Here is a 17,186-nt window from a genome sequence, read left to right on the forward strand (position 1 = left end):
GCACATATCCCGGCGATGGGACGGGTCCATCGCGAAAGGATCAGCCATGTTGTTCCCCCACCGACGCAACGTCATGTCCAAGCGCGCGTCCGTCCGGATTGCCGGGGCGATGCTGGCAATGGCGGCGGCGATGGCCGCCGCCCGGGCCGAACCGGTCGGGCCGGAAGGACCCGTGATCGGGCCGGCCGAGTGCTGGACCTGCCGGGCACAGTACGATTCCTGCACGCGCGCGCTGACGTCCTGCGTCCGCGAATATGTGCAGTGCCGCATGCAGCTGTGCCGGGCCGAGATGCAGCAGGGCGGCCAGACGCCGGTCCTGCAGCTGCCGCCGGCGCTGCCGGAGCAGCAGACTCCGGTCGACTGAGGACGGCCGGTGCGGGGCCTCGCACAGGTCCCGCACCGCTGCGCCGGGCTTGCCACTGCGCTCAGCGGATGATCTGGCGCGGCAGGGGAAAATCCGATGCGCCGCGCGACGGGCCGTCGCCGGCGGGCACGCAGAAGGCATGGACCAGGGTGATCAGCCCGGCCTCGGAATAGGTCTCCTCCAGTGCCTGCATCCAGCGGGCGTGGGTATCGCGGATGGCGCGGGCAGTGCGCTCGCACAAGTCCGGGTCGCTCATCTCCACCACGCGGGTGTCGGTGGCGGCCCGCAGCAGCACCGGCTTGCCGTCGATGCTGTCCGTCTCCAGGTCGGCGGTCATCACGACCAGGGCGCAGGGCCGGCGCTCGTCGCCGCCGCTCATGCGCGCGCCGCCGGATTGCATGCACCGGCTGAAACAATCGGCGTCGTCGCCATCTCACTCTCACCACAGACTGCAATAATCGACCGGACGCCAGCCTAGCCTGCCATGGCATCTTCGGCCAACGCGCGCTTGGCGCTGCGCCGCGCGGCCTCCTGCGCGATCGCCGCGGCGAGCGACGGATGGTGGGCGGAGACCTCGCGGAAATCGGCGATGTCGAGCACCAGCAGCTGGGTCGGCTGCAGCGCGACGGCGGCGGCCGTGCGCGGGGCGCCGGTGATCAGGGCGAGCTCGCCGAAGAAGGCGCCCTCGTCGAGCCGCACCGCCTCGTGCGGCAGCCGCACCTCGACCGCGCCGGAGACGATGAAATACATGCAGTCGCCGGGCTCGCCCAGGCGCATCAGCACCGATCCGGCGGCGACGGCGCGCGGCCGCAGCAGCCGGGCGACCTCGGCGATCACCGCCGCGCCGAGGTCGCGGAACAGCGGCACCTGCGCCACCAGGTTCCAGGTGCGCAGGAAGTCGCGGCGGCGCAGCTCGGACGCGAAGCCGCTGGCGAGGATGCCGGCCCACAGCGCGAACAGCGCGATGCCGCAGACCATGACGGCGCCGCCGACGATGCGGCCCAGCGGGGTGGCCGGCACGGCGTCGCCATAGCCCGTCGTCGTCAACGTGGTGATGCACCACCACAGCGCGGCGGGCAGCGAGCCGAAGCGGTCCGGCTGCTCCAGATGCTCCGCCCAGTATTCGGCGGTGGCCGAGACCAGCATCACCATGGCGAAGGCGGCGAGCACTGGCGAGCGCATGGCGTTCGTTGAACAGCACCCGGCCGATGAGGCCGAAGCCAGGCACATAGCGCACCAGCTTCAGTACCCACAGCATCGCCGCCAGCGACACCGTGCCGTCAGCCGGGGGCGAGCAGCAGCAGGCAGCACCGCCGACCCGGCGGCATCGATGAGGCCGAGGAACGAAGGGCGTAGCGCAGCCGGGCCACGGCGGCGGCGCGCGCACCCCGGGATATGCCGCCGGCGCCACGGCAGGCGCCAGAGCCACTCGGCGAGGAAGAAGGCAGCCGCCAGCAGCAACGCGGCGCGGACCAGGCCGGCCGGCAAGGGGTCCGCCCAGGTCAGCAGCACCGCCGCCGCCAGCCCTACTGCCAGCAGCGAATGGTGGGCCAGCGCGCATCAGTCCGCGCGTCGCCTGCCGCTGGAACGCACGCCGGAGCCGGGTCGGGCGCGGTCGCCCATGGGCCAGTCCTCCGGCGCGGCCATCGCGCCTCCACCGGTGTAACGGCTTCCGCCGCCTCGAGGAGGGCGAGCCGCTTGATCCCGGTCAATGCGGTCGCGGGGAATGGCGCGACAGGCTCGTTTCGGCTGGGCCCGCGTTCCGGCGGGCGCCGAGCGACGGCAGGGAGGCATCATGGGAGCGATCGGAGTGCGGGCGCTGGCGATTGCCGGCATGGTCGCGGCGGCGGCACCGGCGCTGGCCGAGGGCGACGCGGAATCGGCCCGCTGGATCGTGGAGAACTTCTGCGCGACCTGCCCATCAGGTGCCCGGCATGCAGGCCGGCGCCGGTCGCTTCCGGGCCGATGCCCGCCTTCCAGGACATCGCCGACCAGCCCGAGGTCTGCCGCGGCGGCTGGCAGCGTTCCTGGCCGGCCCGCACTATGCGATGGAGCGGATCGCGCTGACCGACGCGGATATCCGAGAACCTGATCGCCCATCGATCCCTGCGCGAACCGCCCCGGGGCAGCGCAGCGCGCTGGCGCGGCCGCGGCGCTGAGACGGACGGATCAGCGCAGGTCGACCAGCGATGGGTCGATCCGTCCCAGGCGATCAGATAGTTGCAATCACCGGTGGTGCAGCTGCCGGTACCAGGTCGCGATAGCCGAGCGTGCTGGACGGCAGCAGGCAGACCGTGCGCGCCGCATCGCGGTCGGTGTTGATCCAGTGCCACTCGTCGCCGCTGTGCTGATAGATCCAGAGGCGCAGACATGGCCGGCGCCGCAATAGGGGCGGGCCTGGGCCAGTGCCACCAGTTCGTCCTCGCCGTCGCCGTTCAGGTCGATGCTGGCAGCGACGCCGGCCCGGCACGCCAGCTCCGCCGCTCTCGCCCAACGTCTGGCGGATCCAGGCCGCGCTGGGCGAGCTCAGGCTGGTGGTGAAGGCGACCTGGGTGCCGGTGCCCAGCAATGCCGTCGCGCGCTGCTCGTCGCGCTCCACGCCTCGACCGTCGCCAGCGACTGCTCGACTGCCAGCGCCACGGCGGGCGGCGCCTCCGCCGCGGCGGCCTGCGGCGCGGCGTCCTGCTCCGTCGCCTCGGTGCCGCAGCCGGCGAGCGTCGCGGCCAGCAGGGGAATGGTCAGGCTCGAAAGGCGGATCAAGGCCATTGCGGATCTCGAGATCGGCCAGATGGCGGGCCGCGGGGCGCGCCGCTAGATGTCGTGCCTTGGCGCCGCGGCCACAACCCGCTTGGCGCAGGGGCGGTCGTATTGCGGCAGGCTGTCGCACCCCGGGTGCGGCCGATCAGAACCGGCCGGCCATGTAGTCCTCGACCGCCTGGCGGATCTCGTCGCGCGTGTTCATCACGAACGGGCCGTGGCGGACGATCGGCTCGCCCAGCGGCCGGCCGGCAACGAGCAGCGCCTTGGCCGGGCCGTCCGGCGCCGCCAGCCGGGCGGCCCGGCCGGGTCCGAGCACGCCGATGCGGCCGCGGTCGAGCGGCGTTTCGGCATCGGCCGGACCGACGCCGACGCGGCCCTCGTGGACGTAGACGAAGGCGTTGTGCGCCGGCGGCAGCGGCTGGGCGTAGGTCCCGCCCGCCGGCGGTGGATGTCCAAGTAAGGTCGGCTCGGTCGCGCCGGTGTCGACCGCGCCCTCGACCGCGCGGCCGTCGGCGCCGACGACCCGGCCTGCGATCGCCTTCACGGTCACCCCGCCGCCGACGTCGACCACCGGGATGTCCTCCGGCGGGATGTCCTGATAGCGCGGCAGGCACATCTTGTCGGCAGCCAGCGGGTTGACCCCAGAGCTGGAAGCCGGCCATCAGCCCGTCCCGCCTCCTGTTCCGGCATCTCGGAATGGACGATGCCGCGGCCAGCGGTCATCCACTGCACGCTGCCGGGCCGAGCAGGCCGACATTGCCCTGGTTGTCGCCGTGGCGCATGCGCCCGGCCAGCATGTAGGTCACCGTCTCGAAGCCGCGGTGCGGTGGTCGGGAAACCGGCGATGTAGTCGACGCCGCGTTCGGAGCCGAATTCGTCGAGCAGCAGGAACGGGTCCAGTTCCGACAGCCAGGCTGCCCGATCCTCCGGCTCAGCTTCACCGGCACCATCGCTGGCCAGCGTGCCGGAAAAAGAACGCGATGCCACGGCGAACCGTCGCCGGGCCAGGTTGTCGCCGCCGTCGTTGGTCATCCACGCATCTCCCAGTTTGAATGCGACCGGGAATGATGGCAGCGGGAGCGAGGTCAGGGGCAAGCGCGTAGGCTGTCCGGTGCGCCGCAATGCACTCGCCAATTCTGGCCATCATTGCAGCTGGCCCTGCGGTACCGCGAAACTCGGCGGAGAACCACCTCGATGCGAACTCGATCCGGTTCGCGCTGGCCATCGCCTGGGCGGAACGTATATTGCGGCGATCGTGCTGCCTGCGCCGGGCGCCGGCGGAACTGGCTGACGGCCGACCACCCTGTCGTCCGCAGATGGCGCCCGGCTTTCGTCCTCAACCGGAGTCAAGCGATCCGCCGAACGGCGTACCATCGTCGACGGCGACCGCGAAGGAGTAGCATGGGCACTTGCGCAAGTCCTGCCGGCACGCGTTGCGCCTTGCTTGCTACGCCTCTGTACTGGATTGCTGAGCTGCTGCCACGAGGTGTCGGCGCTACCGCCTGGCGGCGATGCCGACGCCATTCAATCTGCCGCTGGCGCTCAAGCCGATATGGCTGGCCGACCATCCACTTACGCGGCGCTGAAACCGGGCGGCGTGCGTGCGCGATGCGGCCAGGCCGGCAGTGAAGCCGGGGCGCTGGTCGACCGGGCGGCCTCGGCGGGCTCGACGCGACCAACCTGGACCAGGTCGGAGACCGTCTCTATCTCCGCGCTTTCGGCGACCACTTCATAGCCGGTGGCGATCATGCGGGACTTGCCGTACTGGACGTCGGCGACCCGGCCCAGCCGTCGGTTGTCGGCCTGTGGCGGAGCACCGGAGCGGCTGCACGGTGCGGCGGATATCGCGGTATCAGGCCAGGTCGCCTGGATCGCGGCGATGGACCGCAGGTGGTGCCGTCGACGTCTCGGATCCGGGTCGGCTGCGCGAGTTGTCGCGGTTTCAGCCGATCCTGGCTATCCGCGCGCGAACCCCGGAGCCGCAGCAGCCGGCCGCGCGGCCTCGCCGTCGATGGCAACCTGCTTTATCCCCAGCCTACGATGCCGGCGGCCTGGGTGCTCGACATTTCGACGCCGGCAACAACCGCGCGAGGTCAGCCGTTGCTGTCAATCCGCGGATGGGTGCCGAAGCCATCGGCGTACAGCAACGATGCTGGTACGCGCCGGGTTGGCATATGTTGCGGCAGGACTACTGCGGTCTCGAGGTGATCGACGTGCAATCCGGCGATGCAGCCGTTCGGCTGAACCCGTGGGGCTGCGACGCTGCCAGCAATGCCTGGTTCAACAGTCAGGGGCACAGCAACCAGCTGGCAGGCCGGGCCGTCGCTGATCCGCGCGCGCTTTCCGCCGGCGATGCAGAGGTGGCCTTCGTTGACGTGACCGACGCCGCCAATCCGCGCGCAGTGGGAACCGGCGGCGGGATCGGCGACGGCCTGGGCACCTGGAGCGTCGCCGTCGGCGGGGCGCGCCTGGCTGGGCTATATTGCGACTCCGTTGCCGTTTCGCGGCAACTGGTCCGGGGTGCGGGCGGTCCCGTTGCCCTGATGCCAGCGCCGCGGCCGGGCCGCTCCATCTCCCGTGCGGCGACCTGCCAGGCGCGCGCGGCGGCCGATACGGACCTACTTCGCAAGAGCCTTCTGGCTGCAGGCTTATGGCACGATGCCCTGCAACAGGTTTACGATCTTGGCGTTGCTGGCGTCCTTGGGCAGGCCGGTGCCCTGGAAATTGACCTCGAACAGGTCGCCTTCGCGCTTCAGGTCCGAGCCGATCCACGACTTGGTCTGCAGGAAATTCCGCTGGTAGCTGTTGTGCCGCTCGCGCTCCTGGGCGACGCGGGAGCTGCCGTAGCGGGTGCAGTACTCGGTCAGGCCTTCCATCTTGAACGGCGCCGCGCCGCCGATGGCGTAGTAGATCGGGTAGAGGTCGCGGTGCTGCAGGTAGTGGATCGCCTCGTGGTAGTAGGTGCCCCAGGATTCGATCACGCCGCTCTGCAGGTAGATCTTTCGGCCGAGTCACGTCCTCGACGTCGAGGGTGAAGGCCGGCACGGCCGAAGCCGGCACGTCGCGGCCGCCGAAGATCTGGAAATTGGCCTGCTTGAACGTCCGGTTCCAGGTGACGTCGAACACCGCCTTGTATCGCGCCGCATCGCAGATCTCGTAGATCTCGCCGATCGGCTTGGCCTTGACTGCCTTGTAGACCGCGGACGGCAGGTAGGGCGAGAACTGGACCAGGATCTGTTTGAACGCCGATTCCCGCATCGAGGACGGGGTAGAGGGCATCCGGCCTGTGGTTCCACAAGGGTGTTACGCCGGATGGCGCGCCGAGGCATACTGCGGATCCGGGGCGCGTGCATCGCCCCTCGTTCGAGCGGCTGGCGGAGAACCCAACTTCCGGTACGGGCATGGGTACGCTCACAGCAGTCCCGAAACGACAATGGAGAATTCGTCATGCGCCTTGCCAACAGGATCGGCGGCGTCTCGCTGACCGCGATGCTGGCCGCCGCGCCGGCCCTGGCCGCCGACAACCGCGACGCGATGGAAGCGACCGTGCTGGTGCAGCAGGCGGCAGAGGTCGTCGCCGCGATGAAGGCCGACCCGAATGCGCTGTCGCTGGCCCAGCAGGCCAAGGGCGTCTACGTCGTGCCGGACTTCGCGCAGGGCGCGGTGCTGGTCGGCGGCTGGGGCGGCAACGGCGTGATGACCGCGCGCACCGCCGCCGGCTGGAGCGCGCCGGCCTTCTACGACATCGCCGCGGTCAGCGCCGGCGCGCAGATCGGCTTCACCGAAGGCCCGGTGGTGATGATGCTGATGAGCGACCGGGCCGTCGACGCCTTCAAGGACGGCAGCGCCTTCTCGCTCGAGGCCGGAGCCGGCTTCGCCATCGTCGACCTCAGCGCCGGGGCCGGGGTGTCGACCGACGGCAGCGACGTGGTGGTCTGGTCGGATGCCGAGGGCATTTATGCCGGGCTCGCCGCCAGCGCCTCGGACATCTCCTGGGATGAGGACGCCAACGACGGCTACTACGGCGCCCAGCTTTCGGCGCGGCAGGTGCTGGAGGGTCAGGTCGTCGAGTCCGAGCCGGATCCGCTGTCCGGCGCGCTGCCGCAATAGGCGCGCACCGCAAGCGGCGGAGCGCGTGGCACTCCGCCGCCGTTCCCGTGGTTGCCTATGGCTCGAAATGTCTAGGTTCTTGGATCATATTCCGTTTGTAATACACTGATCTAAAAACAACTATCCCATCGAAACTGAGATCGCTCTAGACGACGCGGGCGGAGCAGCTATGGCCGGTTGGCGCGGTGCCGACCAGGATGCCGTGACCGGCCTCGAGCCCGCCGGCGCCCACCGTGAAGGTGCCGCTGAGGCCGCCGCTGGTCTGCCAGGCGAGCTGCGTGCCCTGCGGCAGGGTGAACGGCACGCTGGCGCCGTTGAACACCCAGACCCCGCCGCCGCTGCCGAGCGGCGTGACCTCGCAGCGCATGATCGGCACGAGCCGCGGCGGCTGGACCTGCTGCAACTGATAGGGCCCGTCGGCCATGGCGGACGAAGAGGCGACGAGTGCGCCGAACAGGGCCGTGAGGGCGGCGATGCGTCGTGGGTTCATGATCGTGTCCTCCAGGATCTGCGGTCTTACCGGAGGTCGCATGGCGGCGCCGATCGGTTCATGCCGGCCGGCTGTCGCGGATCGACGGCGTGCTTCATAAGATATGCAAAGACTGCTCCGTAAATATTTGAAATATAGTATATATTCTTAGATCGAATGAGCCTGCGACTCAGATGTTCTCGCGCGTGAAGATGTCGAAGGGCAGCACGACGGTGCGCGTGGCGGCGTCGGCCGCGGCGGGCGCGGCGGCGATCATGCCGCCGATCGTCTCCGCGGCCAGCCGGGCGAGCGGATGGGCGATCACCAGGGTCAGCACGCCGTCGACCAGCGCGGTCCGCGTGGCGTCCATCATCTCGTAGCCGACCGCCACCAGGTCGCCGGCCCGGCCGCTGGCGCGCAGCGCCGCGATGGCGCCGGTGATGCCGCCGCCGGAGATGAACAGGCCGGTCAGGTCCGGATGCTCGCGCAGCAGCCGTTCGGTCATCTCCTCTGCGATGGCCGCCGTCTCGAACGTCGACAGGGGCTCCAGCAGGGTGAAGGCGGGGGCGAACTCCCGGAAATAGGAACGGAATCCGCTCTCGTTCATCTCCTGGCAGCGGTAGCGATGGTTGCCGACCAGGATGCCGAGCTTGCCCGGTGCCCTGCAGATGTGCGCGAACGCCCAGGCCGCGGTTCGGCCGACCTTCCAGTTGTCGAGCCCGACATAGTGGACGTCGCCGGTCGCCGAAAGCTGCGAGATCAGCGCGAATACCGGCACGCCGCGCTGGCGCAGCGTCTCCACCGCCTGCTTGACCAGCGGGTGGACGGCGGCGACCACGCCGACGGCGTCGCAGTCGTCGCCGAGCGCGACCAGGCGCGACGCCACGTGCTGCGGCGACAGATCGGCGGCGAACTCGATCCGCACGTCGATCTCGCGGTCCTCGATGCGTGCCGCTGCCGCCTCCAGCGCCTGGCCGAGACTGCGGTACCAGGCGCGCGTGGGCTGCTGCAGCAGGAAGCCGAAGCGGTGCTTCGGGCGGCTGGCCGCGACATGGCTTCGGATCGCGCCGAGGCCGTAGAAGCCGATGCGCTCCGCCGCCGCGTGCACCCGCTGCATCGTGGCCTGCCGCACCGTGCCGGCGTTGCCCAGCACCCGGTTGACGGTCGAAACCGACACGCCGGCCGCCTGGGCGAGGTCACGAATGGTGGGTCGCGCCATGTCCAGAATTCCGTTTCATTTCATCTCAACAGATCGCCGCTTGCTGAGATCAATGAGACAAAAATTGTCAATAAGTATCATCGCTGCTTGAACGATTCGGGTCAATGCCATACCGCTCCGCGCAGCGTTGTCTCGGGCCCGCAGCGGCCCGGGTGGAGGGGGCGCGATGGACGATCTGCAGAGCGGGACGCGCAACAAGCGGGGCGACTGGGCGCCGAGCGCCGGGCTGGAGATCGCGCCGTTCTGGCAGCGCCCGTTCGACCCGGTGAAGATCCTGAAGTGGCTCCCCGGCTATCTGTTTCCCTGGAACGCGCTGCACATGGCCACGGCGTTGGCCTATTGGTTCTTCGTCGTGCCCGACGTCGCGACGATGCGCGAGCTCGGCTGGGGCTGGGCCCTGTGGCTGCTGGGCGTCAACGCCGCCGCGGTGCTGGTGCTGTTCGGCGCGATCGAGCTGCGCTTCTACGCGCAGCGCAGCCAGGGCAACCGGTTCAAGTACAACGCCAAGTTCCCCGGCGATCAGCGCTCGGACGTGTTCTGGTTCAAGAGCCAGAACGTCGACAATGCGCTGCGCACCTTCCTGATCTCGATCCCGCTGTGGACCGCGGTCGAGGTGTTCATGCTGTGGTGCTTCGCCAACGGCTATGCGGCGTGGCTGAGCTGGGCCGACCACCCGGTCTGGCTGGCGGCGCAGGTGCTGCTGGTGCCGGCGATCCACGAGATCCACTTCTTTTTCATCCACCGGCTGATCCACTGGGGGCCGCTCTACCGGTGGGTCCACTCGGTCCACCACAACTCGATCAACCCGACGCCGTGGTCGTCGCTGTCGATGCACCCGGTGGAAAGCCTGCTCTACCACGCTGTCGCGCTGTGGCACCTGGTGATCCCGTCCAACCCGATCGTCGGCCTGTTCCAGCTGCACGTCGCCGGCTTCGGCGCGATCAACGGCCACATCGGTTTCGACCGGCTGGAGATCGCCGGCAAGGCCTTCATCAGAAGCGAGGCCTACGCCCACTACCTGCATCACAAGTATTTCGAGGTGAACTACGGCGGCGAGGGCCTGGTCCCGCTCGATCGGTGGTTCGGCACCTGGCACGACGGCACCAAGGCCGGCGATGCCCGGATGCAGGCCCGCTTCGAGAGGAAACGCGCGCGGATGAACGCCAGAAAGCTTGGCGCCACGCTGGAGTGACGCCTTGGTGCCCGGCCGGGTGCGCGCCGGCACGGGCAGACGAGACCATTACGCAACCGCCGTCGCAGAGCGGCAAACAAACCGGGAGGAAATGTCCATGCAACCAGTGAAGACCCTGACCGCCACCGCCGTCGTCGCCCTGATGTCCGGCAGCGCGATGGCGGCCGACATCGCCGTGATCGCCGGCTCGATCGACGACGGCTTCTTCAACCTGATCAAGAAGGGCGTCGACGACGCCACGCTGGTGGTCGAGGCCAACGGCGGCTCTGTCAACTATCTGCGGACCCAGAACTACGACAATTTCGGACCCGATCTGGTGCAGCTGATCAACACCGCCGTCAGCCAGGGCGTCGACGGCATCGCCATTCCGGTGTGGGTGCCGGAATCGCAGGTGCCCGCGCTGCAGGCGGCCGCCGAGCAGGGCATCGTCATCATGATGTACAACTCCGGCGCCGACGTGAAGGACGACATCCACGGCCTGAACTACTTCGGTTCCGACGAGTATGTGGCCGGCGTCGCCGGCGGCGAGTATCTGGCGCAGAACGGCGCGACCAAGATCCTCTGCCACATCCAGGTGCCGGGCGCGGTCAACCTGGAGACGCGGTGCGACGGCGTGACCGAGGGCGCGTCGCGGCACGGCGCCGAGGTCGTGCGCCTGCCGCTGCCGGCCAACCTTGACCAGAACGTCACCGGCACCGCCGAGGCGATCCGCGCCGAGCTGCTGAACGACGACTCGATCGACGCCGTGATCACCCTGGCGGCCTGGGCGTCCGACGCCGCGGCCGTCGGCATCGAGCAGGCCGGCGCATCCGACCGCGTGCTGCTCGGCACCTTCGACCTCAGCCCGGCCGTGCTGGACCGCATCGCGGCCGGCACCCAGACGATGGCGATCGACCAGCAGCCCTATCTGCAGGGCTTCCTCGCCACCTCGATGCTGGCGGCGCATATCGACTTCGGCACCGAACTGGCGACCGATCCGGTGCTGACCGGCCCGGCGATCGTCGACGCGTCGAACATCCAGTCCGCGCTCGTCGGCGTCGAGCGGGGCGCCCGCTAGGCCGGCAAGCCTGACCCGTTTGTGCCTGCCGGCGCACCCGGCCCTTCACGGGCCGGACGCCGGCAGGCATGATCCGCGACACCCGGGACAGCTCGGCAGGGAAATCGGCATGGCCAGCCAAGCAGTGCATGCTGAGGCGCAGCAGGGCGGCGCGAACCCGCGCTCCGGCCCCTCGCTCGGCGGCCTGATCAGAAGGCCGGAGACCGGCGCGTTTCTCGGCATGGTCTTCGTCTTCGTGTTCTTCTCGATCTTCGGCGGCACGACATTCATCGTCAACGGCATCTCCAGCTGGCTTAACGTCGCGGCGACGCTGGGCATCGTCGCGCTGCCGATCGGCTTCCTGATGATCGCCGGCGAGCTGGACATCTCGGTCGGCGCGATGATGCCGGCGGGCGCGATGATCCTCGGCATCGTCTCCGGCTTCTACGAGCTGCCGATCCCGCTGGGCATCGCGATCACCATGGCCTTCGCCGCGCTGGTCGGCTGGGTCAACGGCATGATCGTGGTCCGCACCGCCGTGCCGTCGCTGATCGTGACCATGGGCACGCTGTTCGCGGTGGCCGGAGTCACCCTGTTCATGTCGCTGCTGCTGACCGATTCGACCCGCGTCGCGCTGGCGGCGCCGGCCTGGGCCAAGGCGGTGTTCGGCGAGTTCTACCTGGGCGGCTATCAGGTGATCATCGTCTGGTGGCTGGCGCTGATCGCGCTGTGCATGTTCTTCCTGCACTTCTCGCCCTGGGGCAACTGGCTCTACGCGCTGGGCGGCGACAAGGTCAGCGCCCGCAACGCCGGCATCCCGACGCGCAGGCTGACGATCGGCCTGTTCATGCTGTCGTCGATGTGCGCCACCTTCGCCGGCTTCTGCCAGACGCTGACCTTCAACTCGGCGCAGACCTCGACCAATTTCGCGCTGATCTTCAACTCGATCATCTCGGTGGTGGTCGGCGGCGTGCTGCTGACCGGCGGCTTCGGCTCGGTCATCGGCATCGTGTTCGGCACCGTCACCTTCGCGATGGTGACCCAGGGCATCAGCTACACCGATTTCGACCGCAACCTGTCCAACCTGATCATCGGCGTGATGCTGCTGATCGCGGTGCTGATGAACAACACCTTTCGCCGGATGGCGCTGAGCTATGCCGGCCCGAAGAAGAGATAGGGGGACAGCGGCGATGACCGAGCGTACGCCCATTCTCGAGCTTCGGAACGTCGACAAGTCGTTCGGGCCGATCGACGTGCTGCACGAGATCTCGCTGAAGGTGCACCAGGGCGAGGTGCTGTGCCTGCTCGGCGACAACGGCGCCGGCAAGTCGACCCTGATCAAGATCCTCGCCGGCGTGCACAAGCCGACCCGCGGCAGCATCCTGATGGACGGCCAGGAGATCAGCTTCGACAGGCCGCGCGACGCCGCCGACCGCGGCATCTCCACCGTGCACCAGTTCGGCGGCACCTTCCCGCTGATGAGCATCGGGCGGTCGTTCTTCGTCGGGGTCGAGCCCAGCAGGGGCTGGGGGCCGTTCAAGGTCTACGACCGCAAGAAGGCCAACGAGATCGCCGTCAGGGCGGTGAAGGCGTTCGGCATCACCCGCATCGACGACGGCGACCGGCTGGTCGGCGGGCTGTCCGGCGGCGAACGCCAGTCGCTGGCGATCGCCCGCGCCGTGCATTTCGGCGCCCGCGTGCTGATCCTCGACGAGCCGACCGCCGCGCTCGGCGTGAAGGAGGCCGCGCATGTGCTGCGCATCGTGCTGGAGGCCAAGCGGCGCGGGCTGGCGGTCGTCTTCATCACCCACCAGGTGACGCACGCGATGACCGTGGGCGACCACTATGCCGTGCTGATCCGCGGCGCGCTGGCGGCGGACTTCCGCCGCGGCGAGAAGACCCGCGAGGCGATCACCGACCTGATGGCCGGCGGCGAGGCGATGTCGGAGCTGGAAGCCGAGATCGAAGGCTATATGGAAACGCACGCCGGCCACCCGCCGCCGGTGGCCTGAACGCGCGCCCCTCAGTGCGGCGGCGGGCGGCGGTTATTCCGCCGCCTGTGCCGCCGCCTCGCTGGCCTTGTCCAGCGCCTGGGCCAGGTCGGCGATGATGTCCGCGACGTCCTCGATGCCGATCGACAGCCGCACCACGTCGGGTCCGGCGCCGGCTGCGGCCAGGCCTTCCGGCGTCAGCTGGCGGTGGGTGGTCGAGGCCGGGTGGATGATCAGCGACTTGGTGTCGCCGATGTTGGCGAGGTGGCTGAACAGCTCCACGCTCTCGACCAGCGCGACGCCGGCGTCGTAGCCGCCCTTCAGCCCGAAGGTGAACACCGCGCCATAGCCGCCGTGCAGGTACTTGTCGGCCAGCGCCTTGTATTTGCTGGACGGCAGGCCGGCGTAGTTGACCCAGGCAACCGCCGGGTGCGCCTCGAGATATTCCGCCACCTTCAGCGCGTTCTGGCTGTGCCGCTCCATCCGCAGGCCCAGCGTCTCGATGCCGAGCATGGTGATCCAGGCGTTCATCGGCGCCTGGCTGGGGCCGAGGTCGCGCAGGCCGATGGCGTGGCCGTAGACGGTGTAGGCCATGTCGCCGAAGGTCTCGTAGAAGGTCAGCCCGTGATATTCCGGCGCCGGCGTGGTCAGGCTGGGGAACTTGGCGTTCTGCGCCCAGTCGAAGCGGCCGCTGTCGACGACGATGCCGCCGACCGAGGTGCCGTTGCCGGACAGGAACTTGGTGGTCGAGTGCACGACGATGTCGGCACCGTGCTCCAGCGGCCGGCACAGCGCCGGGCTGGCCATGGTGTTGTCGACGATCAGCGGCACGCCGGCCTCGTGCGCGATCGCGGCGACCGCGGCGATGTCGACCACCACGCCGCCGGGGTTGGCCAGGCTCTCGATGAACAGCGCCTTGGTCTGCGGTGTGATCGCGGCGCGGAAGTTCTCCGGGTCGTCGGGGTCGACGAACTTCGCGTTCCAGCCGAACTTCTTGTAGCTGTGCGCCATCTGGTTCAGCGAGCCGCCATAAAGCTTCTTCGCCGCCACGATCTCGTCGCCCGGGTGCATCAGCGGGAAGAAGGCGAGGATCTGCGCGGCATGGCCGGACGAGGTGGCGGTGGCGCCGCGGCCGTTCTCCAGCGCCGCCACCCGCTCCTCCAGCGCCGCCACGGTCGGGTTGGTCAGGCGGGAATAGATGAAGCCGACCGTCTGCAGGTTGAACAGCGAGGCGGCGTGGTCGACGTCGTCGAACACATAGGAGGTGGTCTGGTAGATCGGCAGCGCGCGCGCGCCGGTGGCCGGATCGGGCGCCGCGCCGGCGTGGATGGCGAGCGTGTTGAATCCCGGGGTGTGGTCCTGGCTCATTGCTTTTCCCTCAGTTTGCGCCGCTTCGACGAGATGACGCGCGAATTGAAGCCGTTCCAGCCGAGCTCGCCGTGGAGCCGGGCATATTCGATCTTGGGGCAGCGGTTCATCACCACGTCCAGCCCGGCCGCCTCCGCCCGCGCGGCGGCCTCGTCGTTGCGCACGCCCAGCTGCATCCACACCACCTTGGCGCCGATGCGGATGGCGTCGTCGGTGATCGGGCCGGCCGCCTCGGCGTTGCGGAAGATGTCGACCATGTCGACCGCGCAGGGCAGGGCGTCGAGGCCGGCGCACACCGTCTCGCCGAGGATCGCGTTGCCGGCCTCGCGCGGGTTGACCGGGATGATGCGATAGCCCTTGTCCTGCAGATACTTCATGGCGAAGAAGCTGGGACGGTTCCAGTTGGCGCTGGCGCCGACCATGGCGATGGTCTTCACCCGGCCGAGGATGGCGCGCAGATAGTCGTTGCTGTAGCTGTCGTGGTCCATGCCCGCCCTGTGCGCTTGCGGTTCAGCCGCTGGACATGCCAGCCGGCGCCGCCGAAATCAAGGCGCGCGCCGGCGCGGCCGCCCGCCTGCGCTCAGCGGCCGCGCCAGACCGGCGGCCGCTTGGCGATGAAGGCGTCGATGCCCTCGCCGGCATCCTCCGCCATCATGTTGCAGGCCATGGTCTCGCCGGCCAGCGCATAGGCGTCGGCCAGGCCGCGAGCTCGAGCTGGCGGTAGAACAGCGCCTTGCCGGTGCGCACCGCCACCGGCGACTTGGCGGCGATCGCGGCGGTCAGCGCGGCCACCGCCGCGTCCAGCGCCTCCGGCGGCGCCACCCGGTTGACCAGCCTCGCGGGCCAGCGCGGTCTCGGCGTCGATGAAGCCACCGGTCATCAGCATCTCCATCGCTGCCTTGCGCCCGATCGCGCGGCTCAGCGGCACCGCCGGCGTCGAGCAGAACAGGCCGACATCGATGCCGGACACGGCGAAACGCGCCTCGGTCGACGCCACCGCCAGGTCGCACTGGGCGACCAGCTGGCAGCCGGCCGCCGTGGCGATGCCGTGCACCCGGGCCACCACCGGCACCGGCAGCGCCGCCACCGCCTGCATCACGGTCGAGCACTTGGCGAACAGGGCGCGGTAATAGGCCTGGTCGGGCCTGGCCCGCATCTGCTTGAGGTCGTGGCCGGCGCAGAACGCCTTGCCGGCCCCGGCGATCACCGCCACGCGCACCGCCGCGTCGCCGCCGACGGCGGCGAGCGCGGCGGCGAGGGCGTCGAGCATCTCCTCGGACAGGGCGTTGTACTGCCGCGGCCGGTTCAGCGTCAGCGTCGCGACCCCGTCGCTGTCGTGGCGCAGCACCAGCGGGGCGGCTTCGCCCGCGCCGGGCTCGGTATCGCGGGCGGCGGCTGCCGCCCCTGTCGCCTCGGCCATCGCCGGCTCCTGTGCTGATCGCGGGCGATCTTCGCCGCCGTGCCGGCGCCGTGTCAACGCCGGCTGCATGTCGGTATCTATATACCGCAATGCTAGCGGATTGAAAAACAGCGGAAAAAATCCACATGACGCGCGCTTTTGCATTGACGCGGCCCGCGCGGGCGCGTACACCCCGCGCCCTGATCCGACTGTCTGCATAAGCGAGCCTTGCGGCATGAAAACCTATTCGATGAAGGCCTCGGAGATCGACAAGCGCTGGGTGCTGATCGACGCCGACGGGCTGATCCTGGGCCGGCTGGCGGCGATCGTCGCCGACCGCCTGCGCGGGCAGCACAAGCCGACCTACACCCCGCACATGGACTGCGGCGACCACGTGGTGATCGTCAATGCCGAGAAGGTGCGGCTGACCGGCGCGAAGCTGAAGGACAAGGTCTACTACCGCCACACCGGCCACCCCGGCGGCATCAAGTCGGCGACGGCGGGCGAGATTCTGGACGGCCGCTATCCCGAGCGGGTGATCCTGAAGGCGGTGGAGCGGATGCTGCCGAAGAGCAAGCTCGGCCGCACCCAGCTCGGCCACCTGCGGGTCTATCCCGGCCCCGACAACCCGCACGCGGCGCAGCAGCCGGAGCTGCTGGACGTGGCCGGGATGAACCCGAAGAACAAGCGGAACTAGACCGATGGCGAACGAGACCCAGACCCTGTCCGACCTGAAGGACCTCGGCGCCGTCGGCGCGCCGGAGGCCGAGGCGCCGAAGCCGAAGCTCGACGCCCAGGGCCGCGCCTACGCCACCGGCAAGCGCAAGGACGCGGTCGCCCGCGTGTGGCTGTCGCCCGGCAGCGGCCGCGTCACCGTCAACGGCCGCGCGGTCGAGCAGTATTTCGCGCGGCCGGTGCTGCGCATGCTGCTGGCCCAGCCGTTCGCGGCGGCGGAGCGGCTGAACCAGTTCGACGTCAACTGCACCGTCGCCGGCGGCGGCCTGTCCGGCCAGGCCGGCGCGGTACGCCACGGCATCAGCAATGCGCTGGTCTGTTACGAGCCCGGCCTGCGCCCGGCGCTGAAGTCCGGCGGCTTCCTCACCCGCGACAGCCGCGTGGTCGAGCGCAAGAAGTACGGCAAGCGCAAGGCGCGGCGCAGCTTCCAGTTCTCGAAGCGCTGAGCGAACGGAATGCGGGGCGGCGCCGTTGCGTGCCGCCCCGGTCGGCGCAGAGGGAGGCCGGCGCAGGGGTCGCCGCCCTGCGGTGGCATGTCGCGGC

At 69.6% G+C, this 17,186-nt stretch carries 19 protein-coding genes and 1 pseudogene; 8 read left to right on the forward strand and 12 right to left on the reverse strand.

Going from position 1 to position 17,186, the window contains the following annotated elements; genetic code table 11:
* Positions 1–46 precede the first annotated feature (46 nt).
* A complete protein-coding gene (locus tag R3F55_22210) occupies positions 47–364 on the forward strand; it encodes a hypothetical protein (GenBank protein MEZ5670098.1) in 318 nt (105 codons plus the stop codon).
* A gap of 61 nt (positions 365–425) precedes the next feature.
* Here R3F55_22210 and R3F55_22215 read toward each other — a convergent pair whose 3' ends face one another.
* From R3F55_22215 to R3F55_22245, 7 genes are all read right to left on the reverse strand, one after another.
* Positions 426–743, reverse strand: coding sequence for a hypothetical protein (locus tag R3F55_22215; GenBank protein MEZ5670099.1), 318 nt, complete (start codon positions 741–743; stop codon positions 426–428).
* 95 nt (positions 744–838) lie between these two features.
* On the reverse strand, positions 839–1,546 hold the full coding sequence (locus R3F55_22220) for a cyclic nucleotide-gated ion channel (GenBank protein MEZ5670100.1): 708 nt from the start codon (positions 1,544–1,546) through the stop codon (positions 839–841).
* Positions 1,547–2,576: 1,030 nt separating this feature from the next.
* Positions 2,577–2,750 (reverse strand): hypothetical protein, encoded by a 174-nt coding sequence (locus R3F55_22225; protein ID MEZ5670101.1) that lies wholly within the window; start codon positions 2,748–2,750, stop codon positions 2,577–2,579.
* Between the two features lie 140 nt (positions 2,751–2,890).
* Entirely contained in the window at positions 2,891–3,130 is a 240-nt protein-coding gene (locus tag R3F55_22230) for a hypothetical protein (protein MEZ5670102.1), read from the reverse strand.
* A 136-nt stretch (positions 3,131–3,266) separates the two neighbouring features.
* On the reverse strand, positions 3,267–3,740 hold the full coding sequence (locus R3F55_22235; GenBank protein MEZ5670103.1) for a pirin-like C-terminal cupin domain-containing protein: 474 nt from the start codon (positions 3,738–3,740) through the stop codon (positions 3,267–3,269).
* 956 nt (positions 3,741–4,696) lie between these two features.
* On the reverse strand, positions 4,697–4,873 hold the full coding sequence (locus R3F55_22240; GenBank protein MEZ5670104.1) for a hypothetical protein: 177 nt from the start codon (positions 4,871–4,873) through the stop codon (positions 4,697–4,699).
* An 899-nt stretch (positions 4,874–5,772) separates the two neighbouring features.
* Positions 5,773–6,105 carry a hypothetical protein gene (locus tag R3F55_22245; protein MEZ5670105.1) on the reverse strand — a complete coding sequence of 111 codons (333 nt, stop codon included), beginning with the start codon at positions 6,103–6,105 and terminating at the stop codon, positions 5,773–5,775.
* Between the two features lie 466 nt (positions 6,106–6,571).
* Here R3F55_22245 and R3F55_22250 point away from each other — a divergent pair, with 466 nt between their 5' ends.
* The gene (locus R3F55_22250; GenBank protein ID MEZ5670106.1) at positions 6,572–7,234 is read left to right on the forward strand and encodes a lipid-binding SYLF domain-containing protein; all 663 of its coding nucleotides are present in this window, start codon (positions 6,572–6,574) and stop codon (positions 7,232–7,234) included.
* A 145-nt stretch (positions 7,235–7,379) separates the two neighbouring features.
* Here R3F55_22250 and R3F55_22255 read toward each other — a convergent pair whose 3' ends face one another.
* Both R3F55_22255 and R3F55_22260 read right to left on the reverse strand, forming a co-directional pair.
* Positions 7,380–7,724 carry a hypothetical protein gene (locus R3F55_22255; GenBank protein ID MEZ5670107.1) on the reverse strand — a complete coding sequence of 115 codons (345 nt, stop codon included), beginning with the start codon at positions 7,722–7,724 and terminating at the stop codon, positions 7,380–7,382.
* A gap of 169 nt (positions 7,725–7,893) precedes the next feature.
* Complete coding sequence (locus R3F55_22260) at positions 7,894–8,922, reverse strand: LacI family DNA-binding transcriptional regulator (GenBank protein MEZ5670108.1); 1,029 nt, start codon at positions 8,920–8,922, stop codon at positions 7,894–7,896.
* Between the two features lie 166 nt (positions 8,923–9,088).
* Between R3F55_22260 and R3F55_22265 the strand changes: the two genes are divergently transcribed.
* The 4 genes from R3F55_22265 (at position 9,089) to R3F55_22280 (ending at position 13,162) form a co-directional block, all read left to right on the forward strand.
* Positions 9,089–10,114, forward strand: coding sequence for a sterol desaturase family protein (locus tag R3F55_22265; GenBank protein ID MEZ5670109.1), 1,026 nt, complete (start codon positions 9,089–9,091; stop codon positions 10,112–10,114).
* 97 nt (positions 10,115–10,211) lie between these two features.
* Positions 10,212–11,171 carry a substrate-binding domain-containing protein gene (locus tag R3F55_22270; protein ID MEZ5670110.1) on the forward strand — a complete coding sequence of 320 codons (960 nt, stop codon included), beginning with the start codon at positions 10,212–10,214 and terminating at the stop codon, positions 11,169–11,171.
* A 220-nt stretch (positions 11,172–11,391) separates the two neighbouring features.
* A complete protein-coding gene (locus tag R3F55_22275; GenBank protein ID MEZ5670111.1) occupies positions 11,392–12,327 on the forward strand; it encodes an ABC transporter permease in 936 nt (311 codons plus the stop codon).
* A 13-nt stretch (positions 12,328–12,340) separates the two neighbouring features.
* Positions 12,341–13,162, forward strand: coding sequence for an ATP-binding cassette domain-containing protein (locus tag R3F55_22280; GenBank protein MEZ5670112.1), 822 nt, complete (start codon positions 12,341–12,343; stop codon positions 13,160–13,162).
* A gap of 33 nt (positions 13,163–13,195) precedes the next feature.
* On the opposite strand, the gene R3F55_22285 is transcribed toward R3F55_22280, so the two are convergent.
* The 3 genes and pseudogenes from R3F55_22285 to R3F55_22295 form a co-directional block, all read right to left on the reverse strand.
* Positions 13,196–14,509 carry an O-acetylhomoserine aminocarboxypropyltransferase gene (locus R3F55_22285; GenBank protein ID MEZ5670113.1) on the reverse strand — a complete coding sequence of 438 codons (1,314 nt, stop codon included), beginning with the start codon at positions 14,507–14,509 and terminating at the stop codon, positions 13,196–13,198.
* Complete coding sequence (locus tag R3F55_22290) at positions 14,506–14,997, reverse strand: CoA-binding protein (protein ID MEZ5670114.1); 492 nt, start codon at positions 14,995–14,997, stop codon at positions 14,506–14,508. The genes R3F55_22285 and R3F55_22290 overlap by 4 nt, the downstream gene beginning before the upstream one ends.
* A 92-nt stretch (positions 14,998–15,089) precedes the next feature.
* Positions 15,090–15,929 (reverse strand): annotated as a pseudogene (locus R3F55_22295) (enoyl-CoA hydratase).
* Positions 15,930–16,143: 214 nt separating this feature from the next.
* Between R3F55_22295 and rplM the strand changes: the two are divergent.
* The gene (gene rplM / locus R3F55_22300; GenBank protein MEZ5670115.1) at positions 16,144–16,605 is read left to right on the forward strand and encodes a 50S ribosomal protein L13; all 462 of its coding nucleotides are present in this window, start codon (positions 16,144–16,146) and stop codon (positions 16,603–16,605) included.
* A 4-nt stretch (positions 16,606–16,609) separates the two neighbouring features.
* The gene (gene rpsI / locus R3F55_22305; protein ID MEZ5670116.1) at positions 16,610–17,089 is read left to right on the forward strand and encodes a 30S ribosomal protein S9; all 480 of its coding nucleotides are present in this window, start codon (positions 16,610–16,612) and stop codon (positions 17,087–17,089) included.
* The last annotated feature ends 97 nt before the right edge of the window (positions 17,090–17,186 follow it).

The organism is Alphaproteobacteria bacterium, from assembly GCA_041396705.1.
Lineage (GTDB): Bacteria > Pseudomonadota > Alphaproteobacteria > CALKHQ01 > CALKHQ01 > CALKHQ01.

What these genes read in the sequence shown, in the direction of transcription:
- R3F55_22210 (MEZ5670098.1), top strand. Translation starts at nt 47, where the DNA reads ATGTTGTTCCCCCACCGACGCAACGTCATGTCCAAGCGCGCGTCCGTC.
- R3F55_22215 (MEZ5670099.1), bottom strand. Translation starts at nt 743, where the DNA reads ATGAGCGGCGGCGACGAGCGCCGGCCCTGCGCCCTGGTCGTGATGACC.
- R3F55_22220 (MEZ5670100.1), bottom strand. Translation starts at nt 1,546, where the DNA reads ATGCGCTCGCCAGTGCTCGCCGCCTTCGCCATGGTGATGCTGGTCTCG.
- R3F55_22230 (MEZ5670102.1), bottom strand. Translation starts at nt 3,130, where the DNA reads ATGGCCTTGATCCGCCTTTCGAGCCTGACCATTCCCCTGCTGGCCGCG.
- R3F55_22235 (MEZ5670103.1), bottom strand. Translation starts at nt 3,740, where the DNA reads ATGTGCCTGCCGCGCTATCAGGACATCCCGCCGGAGGACATCCCGGTG.
- R3F55_22240 (MEZ5670104.1), bottom strand. Translation starts at nt 4,873, where the DNA reads ATGATCGCCACCGGCTATGAAGTGGTCGCCGAAAGCGCGGAGATAGAG.
- R3F55_22250 (MEZ5670106.1), top strand. Translation starts at nt 6,572, where the DNA reads ATGCGCCTTGCCAACAGGATCGGCGGCGTCTCGCTGACCGCGATGCTG.
- R3F55_22255 (MEZ5670107.1), bottom strand. Translation starts at nt 7,724, where the DNA reads ATGAACCCACGACGCATCGCCGCCCTCACGGCCCTGTTCGGCGCACTC.
- R3F55_22260 (MEZ5670108.1), bottom strand. Translation starts at nt 8,922, where the DNA reads ATGGCGCGACCCACCATTCGTGACCTCGCCCAGGCGGCCGGCGTGTCG.
- R3F55_22265 (MEZ5670109.1), top strand. Translation starts at nt 9,089, where the DNA reads ATGGACGATCTGCAGAGCGGGACGCGCAACAAGCGGGGCGACTGGGCG.
- R3F55_22270 (MEZ5670110.1), top strand. Translation starts at nt 10,212, where the DNA reads ATGCAACCAGTGAAGACCCTGACCGCCACCGCCGTCGTCGCCCTGATG.
- R3F55_22275 (MEZ5670111.1), top strand. Translation starts at nt 11,392, where the DNA reads ATGGTCTTCGTCTTCGTGTTCTTCTCGATCTTCGGCGGCACGACATTC.
- R3F55_22280 (MEZ5670112.1), top strand. Translation starts at nt 12,341, where the DNA reads ATGACCGAGCGTACGCCCATTCTCGAGCTTCGGAACGTCGACAAGTCG.
- R3F55_22285 (MEZ5670113.1), bottom strand. Translation starts at nt 14,509, where the DNA reads ATGAGCCAGGACCACACCCCGGGATTCAACACGCTCGCCATCCACGCC.
- R3F55_22290 (MEZ5670114.1), bottom strand. Translation starts at nt 14,997, where the DNA reads ATGGACCACGACAGCTACAGCAACGACTATCTGCGCGCCATCCTCGGC.
- rplM (MEZ5670115.1), top strand. Translation starts at nt 16,144, where the DNA reads ATGAAAACCTATTCGATGAAGGCCTCGGAGATCGACAAGCGCTGGGTG.
- rpsI (MEZ5670116.1), top strand. Translation starts at nt 16,610, where the DNA reads ATGGCGAACGAGACCCAGACCCTGTCCGACCTGAAGGACCTCGGCGCC.